At 49.1% G+C, this 25430-nt stretch carries 16 protein-coding genes and 1 tRNA gene; 2 read left to right on the top strand and 15 right to left on the bottom strand.

Features of this window, described 5'->3' with window-relative positions:
• Positions 1–245: 245 nt before the first annotated feature.
• The 3 genes from nadB to M1D30_RS02675 all read right to left on the bottom strand — a co-directional run bounded on the left by nadB (position 246) and on the right by M1D30_RS02675 (position 4342).
• Positions 246–1835 carry an L-aspartate oxidase gene (gene nadB / locus M1D30_RS02665; protein ID WP_248505994.1) on the bottom strand — a complete coding sequence of 530 codons (1590 nt, stop codon included), beginning with the start codon at positions 1833–1835 and terminating at the stop codon, positions 246–248.
• 100 nt (positions 1836–1935) lie between these two features.
• A complete protein-coding gene (locus tag M1D30_RS02670; protein WP_248505995.1) occupies positions 1936–2142 on the bottom strand; it encodes a hypothetical protein in 207 nt (68 codons plus the stop codon).
• A gap of 325 nt (positions 2143–2467) precedes the next feature.
• Positions 2468–4342 (bottom strand): helix-turn-helix domain-containing protein, encoded by a 1875-nt coding sequence (locus M1D30_RS02675; RefSeq protein ID WP_248505996.1) that lies wholly within the window; start codon positions 4340–4342, stop codon positions 2468–2470.
• A 105-nt stretch (positions 4343–4447) separates the two neighbouring features.
• Between M1D30_RS02675 and dacB the strand changes: the two genes are divergently transcribed.
• On the top strand, positions 4448–5656 hold the full coding sequence (gene dacB, locus M1D30_RS02680) for a D-alanyl-D-alanine carboxypeptidase/D-alanyl-D-alanine-endopeptidase (RefSeq protein WP_248505997.1): 1209 nt from the start codon (positions 4448–4450) through the stop codon (positions 5654–5656).
• Here dacB and M1D30_RS02685 read toward each other — a convergent pair.
• The 4 genes from M1D30_RS02685 to rsfS all read right to left on the bottom strand — a co-directional run bounded on the left by M1D30_RS02685 (position 5653) and on the right by rsfS (position 9693).
• Entirely contained in the window at positions 5653–6288 is a 636-nt protein-coding gene (locus M1D30_RS02685) for a porin family protein (protein ID WP_248505998.1), read from the bottom strand. The genes dacB and M1D30_RS02685 overlap by 4 nt on opposite strands.
• A 97-nt stretch (positions 6289–6385) precedes the next feature.
• Positions 6386–7228 carry a phosphatidate cytidylyltransferase gene (locus tag M1D30_RS02690; RefSeq protein ID WP_248505999.1) on the bottom strand — a complete coding sequence of 281 codons (843 nt, stop codon included), beginning with the start codon at positions 7226–7228 and terminating at the stop codon, positions 6386–6388.
• Between the two features lie 12 nt (positions 7229–7240).
• Positions 7241–9295: an ATP-dependent zinc metalloprotease FtsH gene (gene ftsH / locus M1D30_RS02695; protein ID WP_248506000.1), complete on the bottom strand. Its 2055-nt coding sequence runs from the start codon at positions 9293–9295 to the stop codon at positions 7241–7243.
• A gap of 38 nt (positions 9296–9333) precedes the next feature.
• Complete coding sequence (gene rsfS, locus M1D30_RS02700) at positions 9334–9693, bottom strand: ribosome silencing factor (RefSeq protein ID WP_248506001.1); 360 nt, start codon at positions 9691–9693, stop codon at positions 9334–9336.
• Between the two features lie 176 nt (positions 9694–9869).
• Here rsfS and M1D30_RS02705 point away from each other — a divergent pair.
• Positions 9870–9943, top strand: a tRNA-Gln gene (locus M1D30_RS02705).
• Positions 9944–10113: 170 nt separating this feature from the next.
• Here M1D30_RS02705 and M1D30_RS02710 read toward each other — a convergent pair.
• The 8 genes from M1D30_RS02710 to M1D30_RS02745 form a co-directional block, all read right to left on the bottom strand.
• Positions 10114–14268, bottom strand: a complete 4155-nt coding sequence (locus tag M1D30_RS02710; protein ID WP_248506002.1) for a hypothetical protein — start codon at positions 14266–14268, stop codon at positions 10114–10116.
• Between the two features lie 36 nt (positions 14269–14304).
• Positions 14305–16641, bottom strand: a complete 2337-nt coding sequence (locus tag M1D30_RS02715; RefSeq protein WP_248506003.1) for a C10 family peptidase — start codon at positions 16639–16641, stop codon at positions 14305–14307.
• Positions 16642–16750: 109 nt separating this feature from the next.
• The gene (locus M1D30_RS02720; RefSeq protein WP_248506004.1) at positions 16751–18376 is read right to left on the bottom strand and encodes an AraC family transcriptional regulator; all 1626 of its coding nucleotides are present in this window, start codon (positions 18374–18376) and stop codon (positions 16751–16753) included.
• An 84-nt stretch (positions 18377–18460) separates the two neighbouring features.
• Positions 18461–20272 (bottom strand): DUF349 domain-containing protein, encoded by a 1812-nt coding sequence (locus M1D30_RS02725; RefSeq protein ID WP_371874184.1) that lies wholly within the window; start codon positions 20270–20272, stop codon positions 18461–18463.
• A 114-nt stretch (positions 20273–20386) separates the two neighbouring features.
• Positions 20387–21313, bottom strand: a complete 927-nt coding sequence (locus tag M1D30_RS02730) for a magnesium transporter CorA family protein (protein ID WP_248506006.1) — start codon at positions 21311–21313, stop codon at positions 20387–20389.
• 227 nt (positions 21314–21540) lie between these two features.
• Entirely contained in the window at positions 21541–23001 is a 1461-nt protein-coding gene (locus tag M1D30_RS02735; RefSeq protein ID WP_248506007.1) for an aminoacyl-histidine dipeptidase, read from the bottom strand.
• Between the two features lie 57 nt (positions 23002–23058).
• Positions 23059–24069: a lysylphosphatidylglycerol synthase transmembrane domain-containing protein gene (locus tag M1D30_RS02740; RefSeq protein ID WP_248506008.1), complete on the bottom strand. Its 1011-nt coding sequence runs from the start codon at positions 24067–24069 to the stop codon at positions 23059–23061.
• Positions 24070–24197: 128 nt separating this feature from the next.
• Entirely contained in the window at positions 24198–24914 is a 717-nt protein-coding gene (locus M1D30_RS02745) for a helix-turn-helix transcriptional regulator (RefSeq protein ID WP_248506010.1), read from the bottom strand.
• Positions 24915–25430 lie beyond the last annotated feature (516 nt).

A 25430-nucleotide genomic window follows, 5' to 3' on the forward strand; every position in this document is an offset into this window, starting at 1 on the left:
AGCCACGCTACCACGGCTTGGTAGCCTGCCTACCAACGCTTGGTAGTGTGGCTACCAAGGCTTGGTACTGACGCTACCAAGCTTTGGTACTGAGAGTACCAAGGGGGTTGGTACTGAAAATACCAGAGGGGTTGGTACTGAGAGTACCAACCCCATGGTACCACGGGAAGTGCGTAATTTTAGATAAAAAAAGCTCAACGCAAAGCGCGTCGAGCCTCAAATAAATGTGTTATGATGGTATTTACTTATTCCTTATCATAGGCATGAGCCGGATAGTCGATGGTATAGTGCAGTCCGCGACTCTCCTTGCGCTCCAAGGCGAAGCGCGTAATCAGGTAGCCCACGTTAATCATGTTGCGCAACTCGCAGATGTCCTTGGTGGCTTTTACGCGCTTGAAAAGATTCTCGGTTTCCTCATACAGTGTGTCCAAACGCACCCAGGCACGATGCAGACGCAGGTCGGAACGGACGATACCCACGTAGTTCGACATAATCTCGCCCACCTCCTTCACACTCTGGGTGATGAGCACCTTCTCCTCGTTTGTCAGCGTGCCCTCGTCGTTCCATTCAGGCACCTTCTCGTTGAAGTCGTACAGGTCAACATGCTCCAGTGAGTGCTTGGCAGCGGCATCGGCATAGACCACAGCCTCGATAAGTGAGTTGGATGCCAGTCGGTTGCCACCATGCAGACCAGTGCACGAGCATTCGCCAATGGCATAGAGTCGCTCAATGCTTGAGCAACCGTTCAGGTCAACCTTGATGCCACCACACATATAGTGGGCTGCAGGGCGAACGGGGATATAATCGGTGGTGATGTCGATGCCCATAGACAGGCACTTCTGATAGATGTTGGGGAAGTGCTTGCGCGTTTCAACGGGGTTCTTATGCGTCACGTCCAGGCAGACATGGTCCAGACCGTGAATCTTCATCTCCTTGTCGATGGCGCGCGCCACGATGTCGCGTGGAGCCAGCGACAGGCGCTCGTCGTATTTCTCCATGAAGCTCTCGCCATTGGGCAGGCGCAGAATGCCGCCATAGCCACGCATGGCCTCCGTAATCAGGAAGGCAGGATGTGTCTCGCCAGGCGAGTAGAGGGCTGTGGGGTGGAACTGTACAAACTCCATGTCGGCCACGGTTCCCTTGGCACGATATACCATGGCCTCGCCGTCGCCAGTGGCAATCACAGGGTTGGTGGTGGTCTGATAAACAGCACCGCAGCCACCTGTGCACATCAGTGTAACCTTCGACAGATAGGTGTCCACCTTCTCGGTCTCAGGGTTCAGCACGTAGGCGCCATAGCAATTAATATAAGGTGTGCGGCGTGTCACCTTTGCTCCCAGATGGTGCTGGGTGATAATCTCCACGGCAAAGTGGTTCTCCTTAATGTCGATGTTGGGGTTGTTGCGCACAGCCTCCATCAGGCCGCGCTGAATCTCGGCACCTGTATCGTCGGCATGGTGCAGGATGCGGAACTCAGAGTGTCCGCCCTCGCGATGCAGGTCGAAGGTGCCATCCTCCTTCTTGTCGAAGTTGACACCCCACTGTACCAGTTCCTTAATCTGCTCAGGTGCGTTTCTAACCACCTGTTCCACAGCAGCGCGGTCGCTGATATAATCGCCGGCAATCATGGTATCTTCAATATGTTTGTCGAAATCGTCGACGGCCAAGTTGGTCACCGATGCCACACCGCCTTGTGCAAACGATGTGTTGGCCTCGTCAAGTGAGGTCTTACAGATGAGGCACACCTTACCTTTGTTTGCGCGTGCCACTTTCAGGGCGTAGCTCATACCTGCCACGCCAGCTCCTATAATCAAGAAGTCGTATTTATAGACCATTGCAATGTTGTTTTGACGGTGCAAAGGTACTAAGAATAATCGGAATAGATGATTTATAAACGATATTTTTTAGGTACATCACCTCATCTGTTGATATTTGTTATGAAAGCATCGCTCCACGCTTCACACCCAGTTGCACGGCACGATCAATAAGCTGTTGGTTGCGGCGTACCTCACGCACGATGACGTCGTTTTTCTCTTTCAACTCATCGCTCTTATGAAGTAGGTGAATGACCAACAGTCCTACAACAATGGCCAGCACCAACAAGGCTGAAGCCATTAGAATCATCATTACTGTCGTTTCCATATGGTATATATATCGTGTTATAATTCTTAATTGTGTTTTCTTTTTTTTACCGATGATCCCAAACCATGCAACTATCTTTTCTTTTGATAGATGCTGGTTCGGAACCAAGGGCCGCAGAATTTTTTTACTATGCACTGCGATCGGAGTCTTTCAAAAGGTATTAGTCGTTATTAGGATTTAGGTAATTAGATATGTCGGTTGTTTTCGATTGCAAAGATATAACAAAAAGTCTGTACTCGCAAGAGCACAGACAAATGGTCGGGTGGTTTCAGACAAATGGTCGGATAAAAAGACGGTTCGTCGGACGATGGCGACGAATCGTCGGCTATTTATCGCAGTTTAGTGTTTGTTTATAGGTGGTTGGCGTCATGCCGAATTTCGCACGGAAATTGCGTGTGAAGGTGTCGGCATTGGCAAAACCGCTGGCCTGACTCACCAACTCAACGGCAATGTCGGGCTGGTCGTTCATCAGTCGGGCGGCATAGTCGAGACGCAACTCACGAACATAGGCTGGCAGTGATACACTATTGCTTCCCTGAGCGAAGGCGGCACCGATGCGTTCCTTTGAAAGACCTGTATGCTCGATGAGTGTCTGGCGTCCGAAATCAGACTTCAGGAACAGCTGCTCGTTCTCAATGAGGTCGCGCAGGCAGAGGAACAACTGTTCGTCGGTGAGCTCGGTCATATCAGAGATGATGACAGAAGACACACCCCTTTGCCCCTCCCTGAGAGGGAGGGATGTCGTTACTTCCTCCACATGTTTATCATTGGTTATCTCGTCTTGCGAGTTTACACTCCCCTCCATCTCAGGGAGGGGCAGGGGGGAGGTCTGAGTTTTTTGCTTTAGCTCCCTATACTTCTTTTTATACTCCAGTGTTTCGTTAATCTGATCCACGAGCACACGATTTTTCTTTTTCGAGTTGCGCCACTGATAGAAGATATAGACGGCGAAAGCCAGAATGAGCAGCGCCAGGCAGGTAACGGCAATGCTGATGGCCGTCATCAGACGGTTTTCGGCACGCTGCTCCAGAATCTTGCGCTCCTTGCCTTGCGTGTCGTAGATGGTGGCCAGCTCAGCACTCTCGTTGCGCTTCTGTCGCACCAGGGCGGAATCATAGACCTCGGCTATCTGCATGGCCACGCGCAAAGCAGAGTCCTTGCGGCCAGACAGATAGTTGGCTCGGAACTTTGGCAGCAGGTTATGACCGATGGTCTCCAGGTCGTAGTCATAGCCCCACTCCCTGATAAACTGATCAAGGTTCGTATAGATATCGGCAGCCTCGGCATAGCGACGGGCCGACATCAGATATTCGCAGCCATCGATGCGTCCATCCAGTCGCTGGGCGTAGTCGCTCTTGGTATACTCGGCATAATAGCGGGCGGCCTCGGCCTCCTGACCACGCATCTGAAGCACCTGTGCACGGTGGAGGGTTACCAAGGCGCGCAGTGCCTTTACCTCCTTCTCAATCACCTTGGGCTGCTGCTCATAGAGTGTTACCAGCGAGTCCATGCGATCCACCCATACGCCAGCCTCGTCCATGTGATGGTTCAGGTGGCTGACGGCGATATTCTCTAAGGTCTCAATGCTGGCAGCCAACGGACGGTTTGTCGAGTCGTTGGGCGTTTGCAGCACCCACTTATAGACCTCGTTATAGCTCTGGGCGGCATCTTTATGGCGCTCCAGCATCATCTGTGTGTCGCCCAGACAGAGATAGAGCGTCTGCAGCTCGCCAGCACAGTCAGGGCTGTCCACATTCTCAAGCTTCTCAATCAGTAGGAGGGCCGTACGCATGGCGTTGTCATAGTCGCGATCGGTGGTCAGCATGATCACGAGGTTGGTGCCTGCATGAACATATTCCCAGAAATCCTCGGCAGGGGGATTCTCTGTTTCGACGACGCGACGGAAGGTTTCGATGCACTTATCCATTTGTCCCATCTGGAAATAGGCCACGCCACGATAGCCGTCGGCGCGTATCGGCGAGAGCTCGCCTGCCTCGGCCAGACTGTCGGTCACGGCAAGGAAGTGCTCGAAATCGCCCGAGAACCTGGCGGCAAGGGCTAGGCTGTCGCCATGGGTACACACCTTTTTAGGGGGAATTTTATTCTGGTTTTTGTCATCCTTTCCACTGCAAGATGTGAGTATGGAAAGGGTGGTGACGACTATAATTGCTATTGCGCAGACGTATCTTAAAGTTTTCATTATATATAATTTGTCTGCAAAATTACTACATTTTTGCCGAATAACCGAATGGTTTTCCTTTTTTGTTTTGTATTTCGCTCACTTATTTGTAACTTTGTACCCATTATGATAAAAAGACTGATTTTAGGCGTACTACTGTCAATATCGATGGTAGTCTCGGCACAAATTGATACGTTGTCGGTAGGGACGGACTCTATAGAACAGAGTTTGCCTTGGCCCCAGAAGATGCAGGTGCGACTCGACTCTTTGATGAATGATCCGATGCTTGACTATACCCAGCTGGGACTGATGGTGTGGGACCTGACCGACGACTGCCCGCTTTTTTCATATAACCAGCGCCAGTTGCTTCGACCGGCATCTACCATGAAACTACTCACTGCCATCACGGCTTTGGATTGCCTGGGAGGCAACTATCAGTTTCGTACCTCTTTATATTATACAGGCGAGATTGTAGGGCGTACCTTGAAAGGCGACCTCTACTGCGTGGGTGGAATGGATCCTGCATTCGATGGTGATGATATGTGGCGCTTTGCCCGTGCCTTGAAGGATTTGCAGATTGACACGATATGCGGTTGTATCATTGCTGACGTGACGATGAAGGATACGTTGAAATGGGGTGAAGGCTGGTGCTGGGACGATGATAACCCCACGCTGTCGCCTTTGCTGGTGAACCGCAAGGACGACTTTGTAAACCGACTGATCGTAGAACTGATGGAGGCCGATATTGCTTTTGAGGATGTTTCTCTCTCGCGTGGGAAACTGCCCTCAGACGCAAAGTTGGTAAGTGAGCGCAAACGTAGTATCGATCAGATACTGCAGCGCATGATGAAGGATAGTGATAATCTGTATGCCGAATCGGTGTTCTATCAGACGGCTGCCAGAAATCGCCTGCCTGGTCGTGCGCAGGATGCTGCACGTGCCGAGCGTGCGCTGTTGGAGCGAGCAGGTGTTAATTCGTCGGCCTACAGAATTGCCGATGGCAGTGGCCTGTCGCTCTATAACTATCTGTCGGCTGAGCTCGAAACTAAGATCTTGCGCTATGCCTTCCGCCACCAGTCTGTTTATAGTCATCTGCTTTATTCTTTGCCTATTGCTGGCGAGGATGGTACGCTGAAGAAGCGCATGAGGGGAACATCGGCCGAAGGTAATGTACAGGCTAAGACGGGCACCCTGACGGGTGTCATCTCGCTGGCAGGTTATTGCTCTGCATCCAATGGCCATCGTCTTTGCTTTGCCATCATGAATCAGGGCATACAAAAAGGCTCGGATGCCCGAGCCTTTCAAGATAAAGTTTGTATGATTCTTTGTGATTAGAAGTTCACACCAAGGTTTACGAAGAAAGCACCATTGTGAACAGATGCATCGTCAGCGCCAATCTTCCAGTCGGCAATGTTTGTGATGCCAAACTGATAGCCCATTTCCAGGTACAGCTTGTTGTATTCAGCACCGCAACCAATCTTAATGCCTGCGTCAAGGCGCTTGAAGTCTGCAATGTCGTTGCTGAAAGAGTCATCTTTGCTTGCACCATCACCTAATTTCTCCTTACCGCCAATACCATAAGAGAAGGTAGGACCGATGAAAGGCAGAACGGCAATCTCGTCAGTAGCCTGGATGCCATACTTCAACAGAACGGGAATCTCGAGGTAGTTCAGGTTGGCATATGTATTTTTATTCTTCTTAGCACCACGCTGTGTGAAGTACAGACCACTCTCCAAGAAGATAGGAGTAGAGTCAGACACACGGATACCAACAACGCCAGCCAAGTTCAGACCTGCTTTTGAACCACTGAAGCCATCAGTATCACCAGTCAGGTTAGAAACATTGAGACCCATGCGCATGCCGTAGTAAACAGTGCTTTCATTGAGTGAAAAACCGCCGCTGCTGAGCTGAGCGAACGAAGGTGCTGCGAACAGCACGGCTACGATAGCCATAAGAAACTTTTTCATACTTCTTGTTTTTTTAGTTAACGTTTGATAATAACTTTGTGCAAAGTAACACATTTTTTTCGATTTATCCAAACGTTATGATAAAAAAATTTGGTCTTTACAGTAAAGAAATGGTAAAAAGATAGACAACAGCTGCGGGAATGGCCAACAATGACGAGTCGAAGCGATCGAGCATGCCGCCATGGCCTGGCAGAATGTTGCCACTATCCTTGATGCCGAGTGTGCGTTTGAAAAGACTTTCTACCAAATCGCCCCAGGTGCCGAATACCACCACGGTGAGACCCAGGCCTGCCCATTGCCACATGGTGAGGTTGGCTTGCTCGGGTACGTAGGTGTTCAATAGATGCCACACTAAGATGGCAATGCCAATCACGAGGAGTCCGCCACCGATACTGCCTTCCCATGACTTGCCTGGCGACACACGAGGGAACAGCTTATGACGTCCCAGTAGTGAGCCGCAGAGGTAAGCGCCTGTGTCGTTCATCCAAAGGAATACGAATACGCTCAGGGGGAGTACATACGAATAACTGCCTGCCTGTGGGAATGCCAGCACGTTGAGCATGGAGAAGGGTAGGGCGATATAGAGCTGGGGCAACATGGTGTATGCCCAGTTGTTGATGGGGTCCTTGGCCTTCAGGTAGAGCTCGGCAATGAGTAGATAGATAATCGTGATGAGATAGGGGATGAACACCGTGTCTGTGTTCACAAAGCCGCTACAATGTCCTGCCATGGCCAGAAACAAGTATACGCCAGCCACCGTAGAAATGAACTGGTTTACCTGTACGTATGGTCGTTCGTTCACCAGGCCGCAGAACTCCCAAATGGTCATTCCTGTGATAAGGGCAAACAAAAAGACCATTGCCAGCGGGTTCAGGAAACTGACCACGATGGCGGCGACGAAAAAGACGCCTGTAATGGCTCTTACAATAAAGTTCTTCATAGTAGTTTGATTTTATTTGTTGTCTTCTGGTGTCTCCGAAGGTTCTTCGTCTCCAGCGTTCTCAGGAAGACTGTTGTTCTTCGCCTCCAACTGCTTGGTACGTTCCTCGGCCATCTTCTCTGCTTCAGCACGCATCTGGGCTTCCAGGAGTTCGTCGGCACGACTGGTCCAGGGACGTTTTCCAAAGATCTTCTCTACATCCTCTGCAAAGATAACCTCACGTTCCACCAGAAGCTGTGCCAACTGGGCATGACCCTCTGCATGTTCTGTCAGAATCTGCTTGGCACGGTCATATTGCTCGTTAACCATCTTCAGAACCTCGTCGTCCATGATCTTGGCGGTGGTCTCAGAGTAAGGACGCTGGAACTGGAACTCAGCATTGTTATAGTAACAGAGGTTGGGTAGCTTCTCGCTCATGCCGGCATAGGCTACCATGCCGTAAGCCTGCTTCGTGGTACGCTCCAGGTCGTTCATGGCGCCTGTAGAGATATGGCCTACGAAGAGTTCCTCGGCGGCACGTCCACCCAACAGCGAGCACATCTCGTCGAGCATGGCCTCTTTGGTCTGCAGCACGCGCTCCTCTGGCAGGTACCAGGCAGCGCCAAGAGCCTGTCCGCGTGGCACGATGCTCACCTTCACCAATGGATTGGCAAACTCCGTGAACCATGAGATGGTGGCGTGGCCGGCCTCGTGAATAGCTATCGAGCGCTTCTCGGCCTCGGTCATCACCTTGGTCTTCTTCTCTAAACCACCAATGATGCGGTCTACAGCATCCAGGAAGTCTTGTTTTCCTACCTTCGGACTATCGTGGCGGGCAGCAATCAGTGCTGCCTCATTGCAAACATTGGCAATGTCGGCACCTGAGAAACCAGGTGTCTGGCGGGCCAGGAAGTCAACATCAACGGTCTCGTCGAGTTTCAGGGGCTTCAGGTGCACCATGAATACTTCCTTGCGTTCGTTCAGGTCGGGCAGGTCAACATGTATCTGGCGATCGAAACGTCCTGCACGCAACAGGGCCGAGTCGAGCATATCCACGCGGTTGGTTGCGGCCAGGATAATAACGCCGCTGTTTGTTCCAAAACCGTCCATCTCTGTGAGCAGGGCGTTCAGCGTGTTCTCGCGCTCATCGTTGCCACCCATGGCTGGATTCTTGGAACGGGCACGACCCACGGCGTCGATCTCGTCGATAAAGATGATGCAGGGACTTTTTGCCTTGGCCTGCTGGAACAGGTCGCGCACACGACTGGCACCAACACCTACGAACATTTCAACGAAGTCGGAACCACTCATCGAGAAGAAGGGCACACCAGCCTCGCCGGCAACAGCCTTGGCCAGAAGGGTCTTACCTGTTCCAGGAGGGCCTACCAGCAGGGCGCCCTTGGGAATCTTACCACCCAGGTCAGTGTATTTCTGTGGGTTCTTCAGGAACTCAACAATCTCTTGTATCTCTTGCTTGGCACCAGCCTGACCAGCCACATCCTTGAATGTGATGCCCAGTTCGCCGCCCTTCTCATACATTTTAGCCTTGCTCTTGCCAACATTGAAGACGCCGCTGCCCATGCCGCCGCCACCCATGCGACGCATGAAGAGCATCCACAGGAATACGAGGAAGAATATGGGCAGCAGACTGGAAATGATGAAATTCAAAATACCATTGCTGCTCTCGTGCTCATAATCAAACTTACCTTTAAAGAAGCCACGGGCGCGAGCAGAGTCAACAAACTCCTCAACCTTGGCGTTACTGCCATATTCTACAGACAAATAGGGTTCTGCGCCAGTCAGTGCTGTTGTCTTATGGAATACAGCCTGAATGCTGTCGGGCTTCACATACATTTTCAGAGTCTCGGTACTCTTGTTGGCCACGATGCGATTGGCATAGCCGTTGTTCACAAAGTTCTTGAACTCGCTATATGAGGCTTGACCTGTGGATGCTTCTTTCTGTTTCTGAATCTCGCTGGATCCGTTGGTCAGATAGAAGAATGCCAGGGCGCCAATCACTAAGAGGTATACCCAGTTCATGTTGAACTTGGGCATCTTGGGCTGCTGGTTATTTTGATTCTGTTCCATATGTTAGTGTTGTCTCAACTGTCTGTTACTAAAAAAAACTAGTCTAAGTCGGGGATATAGGTCACCTGGGCATCTTCCCACAGATGCTCAAGGTCATAATACTCGCGTACATCGGGCAGAAAAACGTGGACCATCACATCGGTATAGTCCATCGCCACCCACTGGGCATTATCTAGTCCTACTACATGAGCAGGCTTTTCTTTCAGTTCTATGCGTGCCAAATCGGCCACACTTTCTGTGATGGCTTCTACCTGCGCTGGCGAATTGCCTTGACATACAACGAAGTTCTTGCAGATGGTTCCGTCGATGCCACTCAGGTCGGCTACTACAATCTGACTACCTTTCTTTTCTTGTATTCCCTTAATAATTGTTTGAACTAATGATTCTGTTTGTTCCATTAATATTAATAATGTGTAATTTGTTTGCAAAGATAGTGCTTTTTATCCGATTAGGCCGCAAGAAAGTGTTTTTTTTGAGAATTTTTATAAAAAACTCCGGAAAAGTTTTGGTGATTCAAGAAAAAGTAGTACCTTTGCACCCGCAATTCAGCAAGAGCGCTGAGTGATAATAAGTTTGGGGTATGGTGTAATGGTAACACTGCAGATTCTGGTCCTGCCTTTCCTGGTTCGAGTCCGGGTACCCCAACCAAAAGAGAGATGTTCGCAAGAGCATCTCTTTTTTCGTTGTTGTATATTCTGTCTTATTTCATGCCAAGAATAAAGCCATCCCGTGCGAAACGAGATGGCTTTAAACATATGTAGTTGAATATATATGCCGTCGTTATCCTGTTGACGACATTCGCAAGTTTTGTAGTTGGATCAATTCTTTATAACTTTCTGGAAACGACCGTCGGCTTGACGTATGATGGTAACAGCCTGACGCTTGCCTGTATTGACAGGGCGGCCCTGTAGGTCGTACAGCTGCATGCTGTTAGCCTGATTGCTCACCTGTGTGTCAGTGATGCCTGTGGTGTCATTGACAGGCTCGATCTTGACGTTGTCAAGCCAAATGCGTTCGTTCATGTTGCTCAGTAAGCCGCGGAAGCAGAGTTTCAGATAATGAGCATCGGCCACCTTGTGCAGTGTAAGTTCATAACGGGTCCATCCCTTCTCGCCCTCCGTCACGCGGATGGTATCGCCCACCTGCATGTAGGGATAGTCGTCAGTACTCTGGAATACCACCATCGTAGGCATGATGGTCATCGCTGATGTTACACCATGATAGGCATAGAAGGTGAGCTTATAATCCTTGTTGGCATCGATGCCAATCTTTGGTGATACAAGGTCGCCATAGTGATACTGCTCATAGTAGTTACCATTATAGCAGAGGGCATAGCCGTTGTCGCCATCCTGTGACACCATCTCGTCATTGTCCTGAACCAATTGCCAAGTGGCACCATACTGGGCTACGTCGCCATCGCTCACCCAACCATCGGTGTTGAGACCACCGTTGGCAAAAGGCTCGGCAAAGGGCATGGTCTTCAACTTACCCAGGATGGTATAGTCGAGCACAGCTTTACCAATACCCGTTGAGGTCTGTGTGATCACGGCGTAGATGTGTTGCTCCATGTTGTCGGTAGCTTCGCGAGCCACGGTATATGTAGTGTTCTGCGTGGTAGCAATAGTTACAACCTGCTTGCTTGCATCGGTCTCGTTGGGGAAGTACTCACAGACAACATAGCTGAGTGAGCCATCCACCACACCACCATTCTGACCTACCTCAGAAGGTGCTGTCCAAGACAGTACTGCCTGCTGGTTGTCCTCAGAACCGCGGATGGCGAAATCGCCAACAGCTTCGGGCAGGTCGACGCCGGCATAGGTTTCTGTTGTGGCGGCCTTACCGCGACCGAAGTCGTTTGATGCTACAACAGTATAGCTGTTCATGCCTGTAAGAGGCTGGCTGTCGGTCCACTGCAGTTCCTGGCCTGGCTCTACGTTCTCGAAGGTCTTCAAAGGAATAGTCTGACCAGTGCGATAGATGCTGACACTCATGTTGCTGCTGAGTGAACGCTTGGCAAAGTCGATGGCAGGAGCCTGGCAGCTGATAGCGACGCTCAGAGCACCAGTCATGTCGTGCTGAGCCTCGAGGTTCTCAACATTATAAGGAGCCTTGGCAGAAGCCACATGCTTGATATTGATATTGTCGATGGTGGGCATGATATAGTCACCGCTGGTGCCGCGATCACCGTGGATATAGACAGAAGGATAGTATTTGCCTGTCTTGGTGGCCACAACCTCCTGGGTCACAGGACAAGCCACTCCATAGCCCAGGTCGTTGGTGAAGGGCAGTGCCTCGCCTACGGTCTGTGCAGTGCTGTCGGCAGCGGTGCCAATGCTCATATAGCCCACAGAGCTCTTGTTGTAAGAAGAGAACACCCAGTCGTAGTTCACCTCATAGACCTGTTCCTCTTCCATCTTCACGGCAGGGAAGAACAGCCAGATGGGCTCGAAGTTTTTCTGAACATAATAACTCAGCGCCAGGTTCTTGTTGTAGTTGCTCCATTCCCATTTGCAGGTGTTGCCGCCAGAGACAGAGTCGTTGACGGTGATGAAGAACATGTCGTCACTTTCATTATCGAAGGTGTTGGCATAGGGAGCGGTATAGACACCCACAAAGGCATCGGCACTGACCTTCTTACCCTCGCCAAAGTTGTTGGTCACACTCACGGTATAGCTATGAACACCCACACCCTTCACAGTGTTATCGGTCCACAGGGCTTTCTCGCCAGCTGTTACGTTGAGGTTGGCCACTGCCTCACTCAGGTTCTGGTCGCGATAGATATTGGCAATGAGGCCTTCGCCCAGGTCGTCGCCGCCCATGCTCTTGGTGGGCACGACAAAGCTCACATCGGCTTGCATCTCACCTTCGGCCTCAGGGGTGATGGTCAACTCGGTCACCTCGGCAGGTGCACTGCTCACGCCCAACTCGTCGACACGCAGTCCATAGACAAAGAGACCAGAGGCATTGTCCTCGCGGGTGGTATAGCCGCGAACAGCCATGTAGTAAGTTCCTGTCTCGCTTACTTGGAAGTCGGCCTCCCAAGGACGGCCGTTGTTGCCTTGTCCGTCGCTCATCACATCGTAAGCCTCGTTGCTGTCGAGCACGCGGAAGGTAGAGGGATCGTTAGGATCGGTACCCACCAGCAGACTCACACGTTCTTTCATGCCGGCAAAGGTGTTGCGCATGCTGACGGTGAGTGCATAGGTGATGTCTTTCTTCAGAGCAATACCTGGTGATACCAGATAGTCGTCCACGCTGTCGAAGCCCTCTCCAATGGCATAAGGACCTGTGCTCAGGTTCATGTCGGGGCCCCACGACTGGTACTGCCAGGTGTAGGCATTACCCCAGGCGCTGGAATCGTTGTTGACGTTGATGATGGTCCAGAGACTGAGCGTCGACTCGTCGGCAAAGTTCTCCACATAAGGAGGCTCGAACGAAGAGCCGGCCAATACACGGTTTGACTCGGTGGCTGCGCCCTTCTTGTCCTGTCCGTTGTAAGGATATACCTCGTAGTAGTAGCGCTCCATCTTTGTTGGCAGTGTTTCTGTGAACGTGGTGGCTGAAATGCCTTGTGCCACAGTTACATTGCCAGGTTGACGAACTACATCGTAGGTCACTGCGTCCTGATTGATATAGCCACCGTTGATACCGCCTTCGGGCGCGTTCCACGAGAGGGTTGAGATACCATCGTTTACGCTGAGAACAACGTTCTTTACTGCCAAAGGTACATCATAACCGGCATATTCGTAGGTATAGGCGCATGGCGAGAAACCATTCTCGTTTTGCAGTACTACATAGGCGTAGTGGTTGTCGTTCGAAAGATCAAAGGCAAAGGTCTGCTGAGAGCCTGTTGCAACTTCTTTAGCATTGGCCAGGTTCTGACCGTCAAGCCATACGGACATCTTGACGTTGCCACTCAGTGAAGAGCCGTCGTAGGTGGTGGTGGGGATGGCGAATGTCAGGTTGCCTGTGGTAGTGCCGTTGCCGCTGTAGTTCATCTTTAGGTTGACAGGAGCAGCAGGTGCTTTGGCAGGAGCCTTGTTACCCTTGAAGAAGAGGGTGGAAGCCTGTTCGTTCTTTGACAGGCGGCGAATCAGGGTCGTCTCGCCATCGGCAGGATTCAGGGCGTAGATGCCAGAACCGCTCTGACTGACAGCCATCCATACGAAGTAGCCAGACTGAGGGTCGTAGTTCATTGACTGCACATAGAGTGTGGGTTCAATGCCCAACTGACCCAGCATGGATGCATCACCCGTCTGCTTGTCGATCTCATAGTAGAAGCCATCAGCGCCTACGCAATAGAACTGACCATTGGGCAGACAGGCCAGCGTCAGTGGCTGGAAGTCGTTGTTCCATTTATGGATAATGTCGAAACGACGTGTCACAGGGTTCCACTTAGACCAATTAAGTCCTGTGAGGTCGGCATTATACTGGGCAGAATAGATGATGTCGCTTGTAATATCGTAGGCCATGACGCAAGGGATATAACTGAAGTTGGCCTCCTCGCTTGAGATGACCTCGGCCCACTGCTGCTTGAAGTGTAAGGAATCCAGTCCATCGTACTCCACGCCTGTCAGGGTGCCGAAGAGTTCCATGGGGCGAACACCGATCATCTCTTTGCGACCCATGGCCGATGCCATGTAGTTGAAGTTTAAATCGGTGGATACGGCTTGGAAGTCCAGATCCTCACCAATCGTGTAGGTGTAGATACCATAGGGCACTGATGCGATGCTGGCACCACTCCAATTATCACTGTTCTTCAGGGTGGCGTAGATAGTTAGTCCCTGGAACTGCGACAAACTTGGTGTCCTGTGCATGCTGGTCTTCTGTCTTTCCTTGACAGACATCAGACGCGCCTTTTGTGATTTCTGCACTACTGGCTTATGAGCGGTCGGTGCTGCATCATAAGTTCCTTGAGCCATCAGTGACATGGTCATCAGCATGGCTGCGAGTGTCATTGCAAGTTTTCTCATTTGCTTTTGATTGATTATTGATGTGATACGTATTGGCTATTTGATAACAATCTTTCGACCGTTCTTTACATAAACACCTGATTGAGGTCGCTCTACGCGTCGTCCTTGTAGGTCGTAGATGACCTGAGTGGCTGAGTTTGCCGTTGACTCTATGGTGCTGATGCCAGAGGTCTGATCCATAATGGTGAAGAGACAACTGGCTTTGGCGCGAGGCTTGATATAGGTGTTTTCGTCGAGGTTTATCAGCGTGGCCTTATAGACGGTTCCTGGTACGCCATTCTCCATCTTGCCAGAGAATGTGACGTCGATGGTTCCGTCAGGCTCGATGAAGACGAACTGAGGCTCGAGACTTCCCAAGGGAGAGGTGACCGTCTCATATTCATCGTATATATATATGGTGACGTTGCTGGCAAACACGCCGCTGGTGGCATGCAGATGCGCTGTGAAACTCAGATTGTCGCGACAAGGCATGGTGTCTTCGTTGATGTTCAGACCACCGATGGCTTCGACTGTTCCTTCGCCAGCAGGGGCTTCAAGCACCTCCACCTCAATGGCTTCACCCAGAGGCTGTGAGTTCTCGTCAATCAGGTTGAGAAGGTATGTTCCAGGAGTGACGTTGTATGCACTGACAATTGTGGCTTGCTCCTCGCCTTGGGCCAGAACGTCTTCCAGATAGTTATCACTTTCGGCCATCTTCATACCGTCGCCAGGTCGATAGAGAGCAGCACGGATGTCGCTGCTATAGTCCATATCGCCATGGTTTCTTAGAATGGCACTTACGCTGCATTTTACGCCTGAGTAGATACGAGTATCGACCTTGATGTCACTTGCGGAAAGTACTGGTTTTTGTGGTTGGTCGAAGGTGAGTTGACCGTCCTCGTCAATCTGAAGTTTAAGATAGTTGGGACGTGCGTTGTTGCCATGATGTACTGGTGTCCATTGGCTGCCATGATGTTCCACCACGATGGGGCGTATCAGATAGTTGCCAGACGTCAGAGACGAGAGGTCGGCTTGCGGTGCATTGATACCAATGCAGAACTTGCCCATCTCGACGCTTTTGTTGTTTTCGTTGGCAGGAATAATGAGTACTAGCTCATTGCTATCATTGTAGACGCCAAAGCCAAAATCAATGGTAGCATCACAGTAGCCACCATTGGTAACCTTTCCTGTCAATTTCAGGTTGACAATGTCTGACTTGGCAGATGTAGAGGGTGTGGCCTTGATCGTTTCGCTGCTATAGAACTCTGGCGTCAGTTCACTTCCCTCGAGGGCGGGTTGGATGCCAGTGATGATAGACTGACGGGCATTGAAGCCGCCATCGGCTCCACCAGTGCCTTGGATAGCAGGTGTAAGGGCTGAGGTGCGGAAGTAGCCGTTGCTCACACCGCCCCATCCCCAGTTGACGTGGATGAGTCCGTCTTCGTCATAGCCGTCGAAGACAAAGGCGTGACCGCCCGAGTTGGCAAAGCCACCGGCAAAGACGGGACGCCCGGCATCCAGCTCGTTGCGGATAATGCTATTCCACTCTTCGTGCGTATAGTTGGCACGATAGCGGTTGCATAGACTGCGGTCGTAGTCAAAGTATGCGATAAGGGCTTTGGGCCATGCATCGGGAGCAGCACCACTCACTGCTCCGTAATCCATGTTGATGGCATAGCCGCAGTCGCGCATCAGTAGTGCCACAGCATCGCGACTCTCGTTCGAATCCCATTCTCCATAAACGGGTTTCATGAGGTTCCATTGATAAGTGCTCTGGCTGAAATCAACCGATAGGCTCATGTTATATTGTGTGGTATGGAAACTATTCTGACCACGACCTTGTGCAGGATAGCGATGATAGAACAGAATCTGTGCCATGGCTGTGGCGGCACAACCGGTGGCGGCATGGTTGGTGCCAACATAGTAGGGGGTCATCTGATTATACGGATAGCCTTGGTTCCATGCGGTCTCGCCAAGTAGGGGAGAGACGGCCTGATATTTTTTCTCAGGCAGAGAAGGGGAGCCTGCCTTAGCCTGATTCCTTATGCTGTTAATCTCTTCAGTGTACGACTGTATCCATTCTGTCAGTGCAGCGGGGGCTGTGGCAAGATTGATGGAGCCGGTATCGCTATACCCCAGAATGGTATAAGCGCGATCATCGGCTGCAACAATCACAAAACCTTCGTTTTGACCGCGGTTTATGATATAACAGTCCTCATACAATTCGGAAGACGTGATGGTGGCTTGTGCTGTTTGGGCGCGGTGTGAGTTGGCAGTGCGTTGAGAAAAGAATTTGATAGCCAGTTGCTGGGCTTGTCCTGACGAAATTCGGTTTGCAAATGCCGTCGTTCCTCCCAGCAAGGCTATCACCAGAAAACAAAAAAGTCTTTGCATATATCATTTTATTAATTGGGTTGCAAAATTAAACTTTTTGTTTTAGAATAGTGATATATTAATACTTTTAGGCGTTCTAAATTCGGAATTTTAAACCAAAACACCCCATTTAATCGAAATTGAGTGCGCGCGATTGGCGGAGATATTCCGATGGCGTGAGACCTGTGATGCGCTTGAAAGATGTGAAGAAGGAACTCCTGGAACGGAATCCTACGCTGTTGGCAATAGCCTCAATGGTCATATTGGCATACTGCCCGTGATTGTCAATGCGCTTACATGCCTCCTTGATGCGATATTGGTTAATGAAGTTATTGAAGTTCTGGTCGTAGTATTCATTGATGACCTGCGACACGTATTTATATTTTGAATCAGTTAGTTGAGCCAAACGCTCAACAGAGAAATCGGGCGAATATACTTCGTCGGATGTATCCATAATGGTTTCTATGCGTTTTAGCAGTTGCTGTTTGTCGTCGTCCATGAGGTTACTGCCTGCATATTTGTTCTGCTCGCTGCGACTTGCTTCCTCGGCACGGAGCATGGCCACATTCTTAAGATACAACTGACGGTTGGAGTGGCGCAGTTTTGCATTTTGACGGAAAAGAATAAAAAGGAAAACAGCAACGACTAAAGCAAATGCACTAATCATGATGGTCATCATGAGCAGACGCTGACGATGTTGCTGTATCTCGTTCATCTCGCGCTCAATCTGTTTCATCTCGTTCTGAAACTCGCTCTCGTTGATGCTAGTCATCTGACGATAGGTGGTAAGTGTGTCTTCCAAAGCCCGACTCCGCTCTCGATAGTTCTCGTACTCGCGAAGATGATTGGATAGTTGATGACAGTTGGCGAGCATGCCGTAAACTTCTAGCATACAGTCCTTCATGTGCAGGCTATCTGCAATTTGTTCGGCATGGCGCAGTACGTTGATGGCTTCGTCGTAGTGCGACAGCTGCATATAGACCTTAGCCTTTTCAACAATCGTGAAATATACTAATCGTGGATATTCCTGCTCGTCAATGAAACTCAGTTGTTGGTCGAAGATAGCAATGGATTGGTTGTATTCTTGGCGCTCAATGTTCTGGTAGGCCTGATAGAGCAACTTGTTATAGCGACGCAAAACGCGTGCGGGCTTTCCATCGGGCAGTTGTTCGTATTTTCGCCATTCGTTGGCAATGGGTTTTAAACCGTTCTGGATGGAGGCCATGGAAACAACATTGGTGGCTGCTTTGTCGGTATTGTCCTCGTCGTGCGAAAGGATGGCCGCATTCATGGCTTTGATGTAGTATTCCAGCGATTTTCCTCCTAACTCTCTACTATGACATTCCTCCGAGATGGTTTGATACATACAAGCCAGTCCTAACCATACCCGTGCGTCCTCAATGTTAAGTCTTTCCATTATCTCGCGGGCTTTGTTCAGATAATCAAAACAGCGGGGATAATCATAATAGGTATAGAAGTAGATGCTCCATAAATGCATACATGCATCCACGCCCAACAACTGCTCATCACGCTTCTTATTGGCATAGCACCTCTCCGCTACGATGTTATAGCACATTTGGGCTTGCAGTATACTATCTTTCTTACGATAGTCATCACCCTTTTCTATGAGTTGCGCCAGTGGCATGTCAATCCACTTGGCATAGTCGCTGTTCTCTGAATGGGATTGCGCAAAGCTATGTGTATGACAAAGTAGGCAACAAAGTGTGATAATTAGTAGACGTACCTGATGTAGCATGTTAGTTGTGGGCAGTTCCTCTATATTTGAAATTTGCCAAGCAAACATGGTTAGTTTGCTTGGCAAAGTATTGGAATGACTGTCTTAATCTTTGTTCTCGGCATCGATGGCCTTGATTTTCTCCTTGACCAGTTGCATGTCGTCCTTGAGCTTCTGAATCTTTCGGTTCATCTCCTCAATAAGGCTATTGCCTTTCTTGCTGCTGGCAGTAAGGAAGCCAAGGTTGTTCTCGTAAGTATGAATTTCCTGCTTCAGGTTCTCATACTGGCGCAACAGGCGCTGGCGCTCATCGGCCAATGCGTTCTCGCCACGCTCGGCCACCTGTTTCAGGTTGTCCTTGAACTTGTTCAGGCGTTTCTTAGCTACAGAGACATTCAGTTCCTTATAGAGCTTGTCTAATACGGCATGGTATTCCTCATAAACCTTGTCCTTCTCTTTATAGGGTACATGACCGATGGCGTTGTATTCCTCAACAAGTTTCTGAACCTTCTCCTGCAGACCTTCGCCAGCCTCTTCAGCGGCTGCCTTCAGTCGCTCAATGACATTGCGTTTCTTGTCCAGGTTCTCGTGCTCCTCGTTGCGATGACCAGCTTCAGCGGCGTTGCGAGCCTCAAAGAACTTATTGCAAGCGCCAAGGAACTCTTCCCACAGCTGGTCGCCCAACTTTTTGGGCACAATGCCGATGGTCTTCCATTCCTTCTGAAGAGCAATGAGCTTGTCGCTTGTTGAACGCCATTCTGTGCTATCTTGCAGGGCCTTGGCTTTCTCGATGAGTGCACGCTTCTTGTCGGCATTCTCTTTGAAAGCTTCCTTCATATTCTTGAAGAATTCTGCCTTATTGGCAAAGAACTCGTCGCACGCGGCGCGAAAACGCTCGAAAATCTTCACGTTCATCTTCTGAGGTGCAAAACCAATGGTCTTCCACTCAGCCTGTATATCCATGATGTCTTTGGTCAGGCGCTCCCAGTCTGCGCTATTCTTTTTCTCTTCTTTATTGATGGCCTCAATCTTCTCGCAGAGCACGGTCTTCTTTTGCAGGTTGTCCTCCTCACGTGCTCTCAGGTCATCGAAGTGCTGCTGATGGCGCTTGTTGATAACAGTAGATGCGGCCTTAAAGCGCTGCCAGATTTCTTCGCGCAGTTCCTTGTTAACAGGACCAATCTCGCGATATTCCTGATGCAGTTTCTGCAACTGGTGGAAGGCGCTGATAACGTCCTCCTCCTCGGCTAACTTCTCGGCTGTCTCACACAGGTGGGTCTTTGCTTCCAGATTCTTCTTGAAATCTAGTTCGCGAGCCTCGCTGTTCAGCTTCAGAAGGTCGTAGAACTGTTCAACGTACAATTGGTAGTTGCGCCACAGTTCGTTGGCTTTCTCAGCGGGAACGGCCTTGATTTCACGCCATTCCTGTTGCAGAGCCTTGAACTCCTGATAGGTTTTGCTGGCCTCCTCAGGCGAAGTGACCATGGCCTTTATCTTCTCAATGATATCAAGCTTCTTCTTTAGGTTCTCTTCTTTTTCAGCCTCCTGTTCACGGAACTGCTTCTGACGGCGCTCTTTGATAACACCCATCTCGGCCTTGAACACCTCTTCATCCTCGTCGGGAGTAATCTGGTAAGCCTCTGGATCGCCACCTGCGTCCAGATATGTCTTGAGTTGAGCTTCGCGCTCGGCAATGTGCAACTTATAGAAGGCGGCCTTCAAGTATTCCACTTCGTCCTTTTGTGGGACCTCTTCGCCGTGAGCTATCTCTTTGACGCGGTCCAACACCTCCTTCTTGGTCTCGTAAACCTTTCGAGGAGCTTCTTCCTGGGCGTTGGTTTCTACTTCAGGAGTCGTTGCTTCCTGGATTACTTCTTCTTGTTTCCCCTGTTCGAGGATGTTTTCTTGAGAGTCCATCATTTAACTTTTTTAGTTACTGATTCGGTTCGTATATAACAAAATTAGGCCTCAAAATTACTTAAAATAATTTTAATGGCCTAATTTTCTGACGTTTTTTTTCTGTTTTGAGGTTTAAATCAGTCTTTTGTGACGGAAGAACCACCATGCGGCGCCTGAAACACCAACCGAAATGATTAGTGCAAAGACGAATCCGTAGTTATTGGCTTCCATGCCATTGACTAGATTCATACCAAAAAGCGAGGCAATGAGCGTTGGGAACATCATGATAATTGTTACTGATGTCAGTGTACGCATCACCGTATTCATGTTGTTGTTGATAATCGACTGGTAGGTGTCCATCGTCGATTCCAGAATGTTACTGTAGATACTGGTTGTTTCGCGAGCCTGTGCCATCTCAATGTTCACGTCCTCAATCAAGTCGGCATCCAACTCGTCAATCTGTAATTTGAACTTCAGTTTCGAGAGCAGCGTCTCGTTGCCACGGATAGAGGTCTGGAAATAAGTGAGCGAGTCCTGCAGGCGTGATAGGCCAATCAGACTTTCGTTGTTCACGTCCTGGTCCAGGTTGCGCTTAGCCTTGTCAATCAGTGAGTTAATCTGCTTTAATCGTTTCAGATACCACACGGCACTCGATAGGAATAGACGGAAAATCATATCAACATGGTCTGTGAATCCCAAACCGCGTTTCTGCTGGTAACTCACGAAGTCGATCATCATGTTTGTCTCATAGTAACAAACGGTGATGGTGACGTCGCGCTTGTGGATGATACCCAAGGGTACGGTGGTGTAGGGCGTTCGTGAGCGTACCTCCTTGACATAGGGGATACGCAGGATGATAAGCATCCAGCCATCGTCGTATTCATAACGGGCTCTCTCATCCGTATCGCTGATGTCACTGATAAAATAATCGGGTATGCCAAACTGTTTTTCCAGTTCGCGCTGATCGTCTTCTGTTGGGCACGTCACTTGTATCCAACAATTGGGCTGCCACTCTGTGAGTTGGCTTAGCCCCTCTTGGGTATTCCAGTAGGTCTTCATTGTACTAATCCGTTTTTTGTTATCGCTGGTACGTTTGTACAAGGATAATTAAAAAAAATGACTTAGCGGCAAAGGGATTAGTAGCTTTGCTCACTATCCCCCGCCATTACGAATTGTAATTGTCCGCCGGGTAATCGTCCATAATTTTGTTTGTATTTTGGTTTGACGGGTGCAAAGGTAAGAAAAAAATGCAGATTCGCCAAGCAAATCTGCATTTTTTGAATGATTTATTTCTCAGGTACGTCCTCGAGGGTTTTCTTGAGCAGAGTCCAGAAAGGCTCCACCGTTTTGATGAGTGCACGCTCGGTGGTGGTGTGAGGACTCTTCATTGTGGGACCAAGGCTGACAACATCCAGCCAGGGATATTTGCCCAGAATCACAGAACACTCCAGACCGGCATGGTCTACCTGAATGATGCCGTCTTCGCCGAAGAGCTCCTTGTATTCCTTGAGTAACAGATGCAGAATTTCTGAATCGGGGTTGGGATCCCATCCGCCGTATGAGCCTGCAGTCTCGACCTTCATACCGGCCATAGAGAAACAGCTTTCCAGCGTCTTGACAATGTAGTCTTTCATGTCCTCGCGACTTGAACGTGCCAGAATCTTGATGGCAGCTTTGCCACCCTCAATGTCGATAATAGCGAGGTTTGAAGAAGTCTCAACCACGTTAGGATAGGCGGGGATATAGCGGATAACGCCATCGTGGCAGGCATAGATAGCATCCACGATGTTGTCCTGAATCTCTACAGGAATCTCTGTCTTCGGTGTCTCCACTTCCTCGACAATCACTTCGATGCCCTGAGGCTCGATGAGTTTGAATTCATCGTTGAAGGTCTCTTTCCAATCCTCTGCCAGTTCCTTCAGAGCGGCAATGTTCTCTTTCGGCAGAGTGAGGATGGTTTCAGCCTTGAAGGGAATGGCATTGCGCATGTTGCCACCGTGCCATACGGCCAAACGTGCATCCAACTCTTCGATGGCCTCGCGAACCATCTGCACCATCAACTTATTGGCGTTGCCACGACCCTCGTGGATTTCCAATCCAGAGTGTCCGCCACGCAGGTTCTTTACAGTCAGACGTACGGCTGCATCCTCAGGGTCGGTATCCACCTCTTTATAGTCGAGTGTAGCGGTAACGTCAATACCACCGGCGCTACCAATGACGAACTTACCCCAGTGCTCAGAGTCGAGGTTCATCAGAATATCTCCCTGTAATTCTCCTTCAGGCAGTTCGTTGGCACCAAACATGCCTGTCTCTTCGTCGCGGGTGATAAGAGCATCGATGGGACCGTGCTTCAGGGTCTTGTCCTCCATGATAGCCATGATGGCCGCAACGCCCAAACCATTGTCGGCACCCAGTGTGGTGCCTGTGGCTTTTACCCATTCTCCATCAATCCAGGGCTGTATAGGATCGGTTTCGAAGTTATGTGTTGATTCGGGTGTCTTCTGAGGTACCATGTCCATGTGAGCCTGAAGAATCACGCCCTTTTTATTCTCATAGCCAGGTGTGGCTGCCTTGCGGAAATGGATGTTTCCTGCAGGGTCCTTTACTGCGTATACGCCACACTTCTTGCCAAAGTCAAGCAAGAATTGCTGAATTTTCTCTAAATGTCCGCTAGGACGGGGAACTTGGGTCAGTGCATAGAAATTCTTCCAAATGCACTGTGGTTTCAGATTCTGAATGTCGTTCATCTTTTATTTAGTTTAAGAGGTTTTCTTTGGTCTGCAAAGTTATATATTTTTGCAAGTTCATGCAAGTTTTTTCACTAATTTTTCTTTCCCTTCGCTTGGTTTGGTGAAGTTCAATGCTATCCAGGCCCATATTCCCAATAGGACAACAAGCATGGTCTGTACGGTGTGTACAATCAGAACGAAGATGAGCGCCTGATGGTCGGCAACACCATAGAGAATGAGCATGGTCTTGATGGCAAAGTGCCATGGGCCGGCACCATTGGGCGTTGGCACTATGACGGCGAAGTTGGCTACAACAAACGAAATGAGCGCACAACCAAGACCAAGGTTTTCAGTGAAATCAAAGCAAAAGAATGTTAGATAGTAATGCAGGAAATACATGACCCATATTCCTACCGAGAAGAACAGGTATAATGGTAGGTTTTTCACATCTTTCAAGGAAAATACGCCTTCCCATATGCCGTGCAGCGTTGTCCTTACCTTATTATATATAGAGAGGTTTTTCAGTAATAGATGCAATAACAGTAATACGGCAATGCCACAGATGCCAGTTACAATCCATCCTGTTAATGAGAATCTGCTAAGAATGTGTTCAAACGATGTTCCCGTTTGCTTGAAGAATATGCCAAAGGTGCTCATTCCGAAAAGCAGGATAACACCGGAGTAGAGCATGACGATAAGGGTGTCAACAGCTCTTTCGGTTACAACAGTGCCCAAGGCTTTAGAAAAGGATATGCCCTCCCAGCGTTTTAACACACCGCACCGTGTGAACTCACCCATGCGAGGTATAATTAGTGATACGGCATAGCTTAGGAATATGGCGTTGACAGCCACTTTGCCACGCGTCTTCTCGCCCATGGGCTCCAATGTCTGTTGCCAGCGCCAGCCGCGAAAGGCTTGTGCTAGAATGCCAAACGGAAACGATAACAGCATCCATGTCCAGTTCATTTCGTGTAGCATCACATGCTTGATGCTCTGCCAATCCTCTCCTCTGTACATCCAATAGAGAATAGCGCCACCCAAGATGAGTGGCATTAGAACCTTAGCTATGGTCTGCAGTATCTTCATTGCATGCGCAAAGGTACAAATAAGTGTGTAAAATGCAAAAGAAAAACTGTTTTTTCTTTTCATTTTCGAACGAATGCACCTTCGAAGTTCTGTTCAAAGGCGCAATAATGAAACTGTTACTAAAAAACTTATTGATTAAGATTGTTTTGGTATTCTCTTGGCCCCATACCTTTGAATTGTCTGAAATTCCTATAAAATGAAGAGGCACTTGAGAAGCCTGCTTGTTCGGCTACCTCGGTCAACGATTTGCCTGGATGCTGGTTTATCAGCATCGTGGCATACTCAATGCGCATACGGTTGACATATTCTGTAAACGAGACGCCCATTTCGTGGTTTATAGCTATATACACGTAGTTACGGTTAGTGCCCAGGCGTTGTACCAGATCTACGATTTTTAAGTTCGGATGGCGGTATAGTTGTTCCTTTTCCATCAGTTGCTCTATTCTCTCACGTAGTTCGACCGTTGTAGGTAGTTCGTCTGTCTCTTCGCCTGCTCTGCTCTCGTCCTTCTCGACGTCCTCAATACAGAATGTCTGATGATGGCCAATCATGCCGACGGCAAATAATATGAATGAGAATATAGTTGATGGGATAATCAATAACCAGATAGAATTTGCAAAGTGGTGACGTCCAATGAGCATGAAGGCGATAGAGAAAATAGATGATACTATAAAAACAATTAATAGGTAGTGTATGTTTTTAAGGGTTTTTCCTTCAAGGTCGGCATACGTATTGCTAAGCAGTTTCTCGTATTGCTTCATATGTCGGCTACCCATTACGAAGACGGGTATGAGAAGCAGGATAAATGTGCCTTTACATAAGTCGTGCACTACGGCTTGTTGCATAGGAAGTCCTGTAAGTCCTTCATGGGTTCCCTCATACAGATATTTTTCAAAGAATAGGTTTCTTTCTTCTTCTGTCATAAGGTGGTTAAGAGTTCCTGTAGCCAACCCTAGTAGGATAGCTGGTATCAGTAGCGTCCACTGTGTGCTGTGATGATTACTGCGCGCTGAAAGCGAGCGAATATAAAAGTAGAATAGGGGATACACAGATAGGTTTGCTACACTGTATAGTGTATTGGTTATGGGCATAATATGTATGTTGTGGAAGAAGAAAACACTATGACCAAGATACAAAACTGTGGCTGTTAGCATAAACGCCAACAGGTGAGCCTTAGGTTTGTTTTTGCCGTCGACTAGTAGTTCTATTGCCAGTACCATGCTCCAGAAAAAACAGATGAACATGGGCATCAACGTAAAGATCATTGTAATCATCGGTGCAAATATAGTTAATATGTACGATATATTTGTACATTTTTCGGTAAAAATGTGAATTTGATTGCACTTTTTGTGAATATGAAT

Origin of the sequence: Prevotella sp. E15-22, assembly GCF_023204875.1 — a bacterium.
Taxonomy (GTDB): domain Bacteria; phylum Bacteroidota; class Bacteroidia; order Bacteroidales; family Bacteroidaceae; genus Prevotella.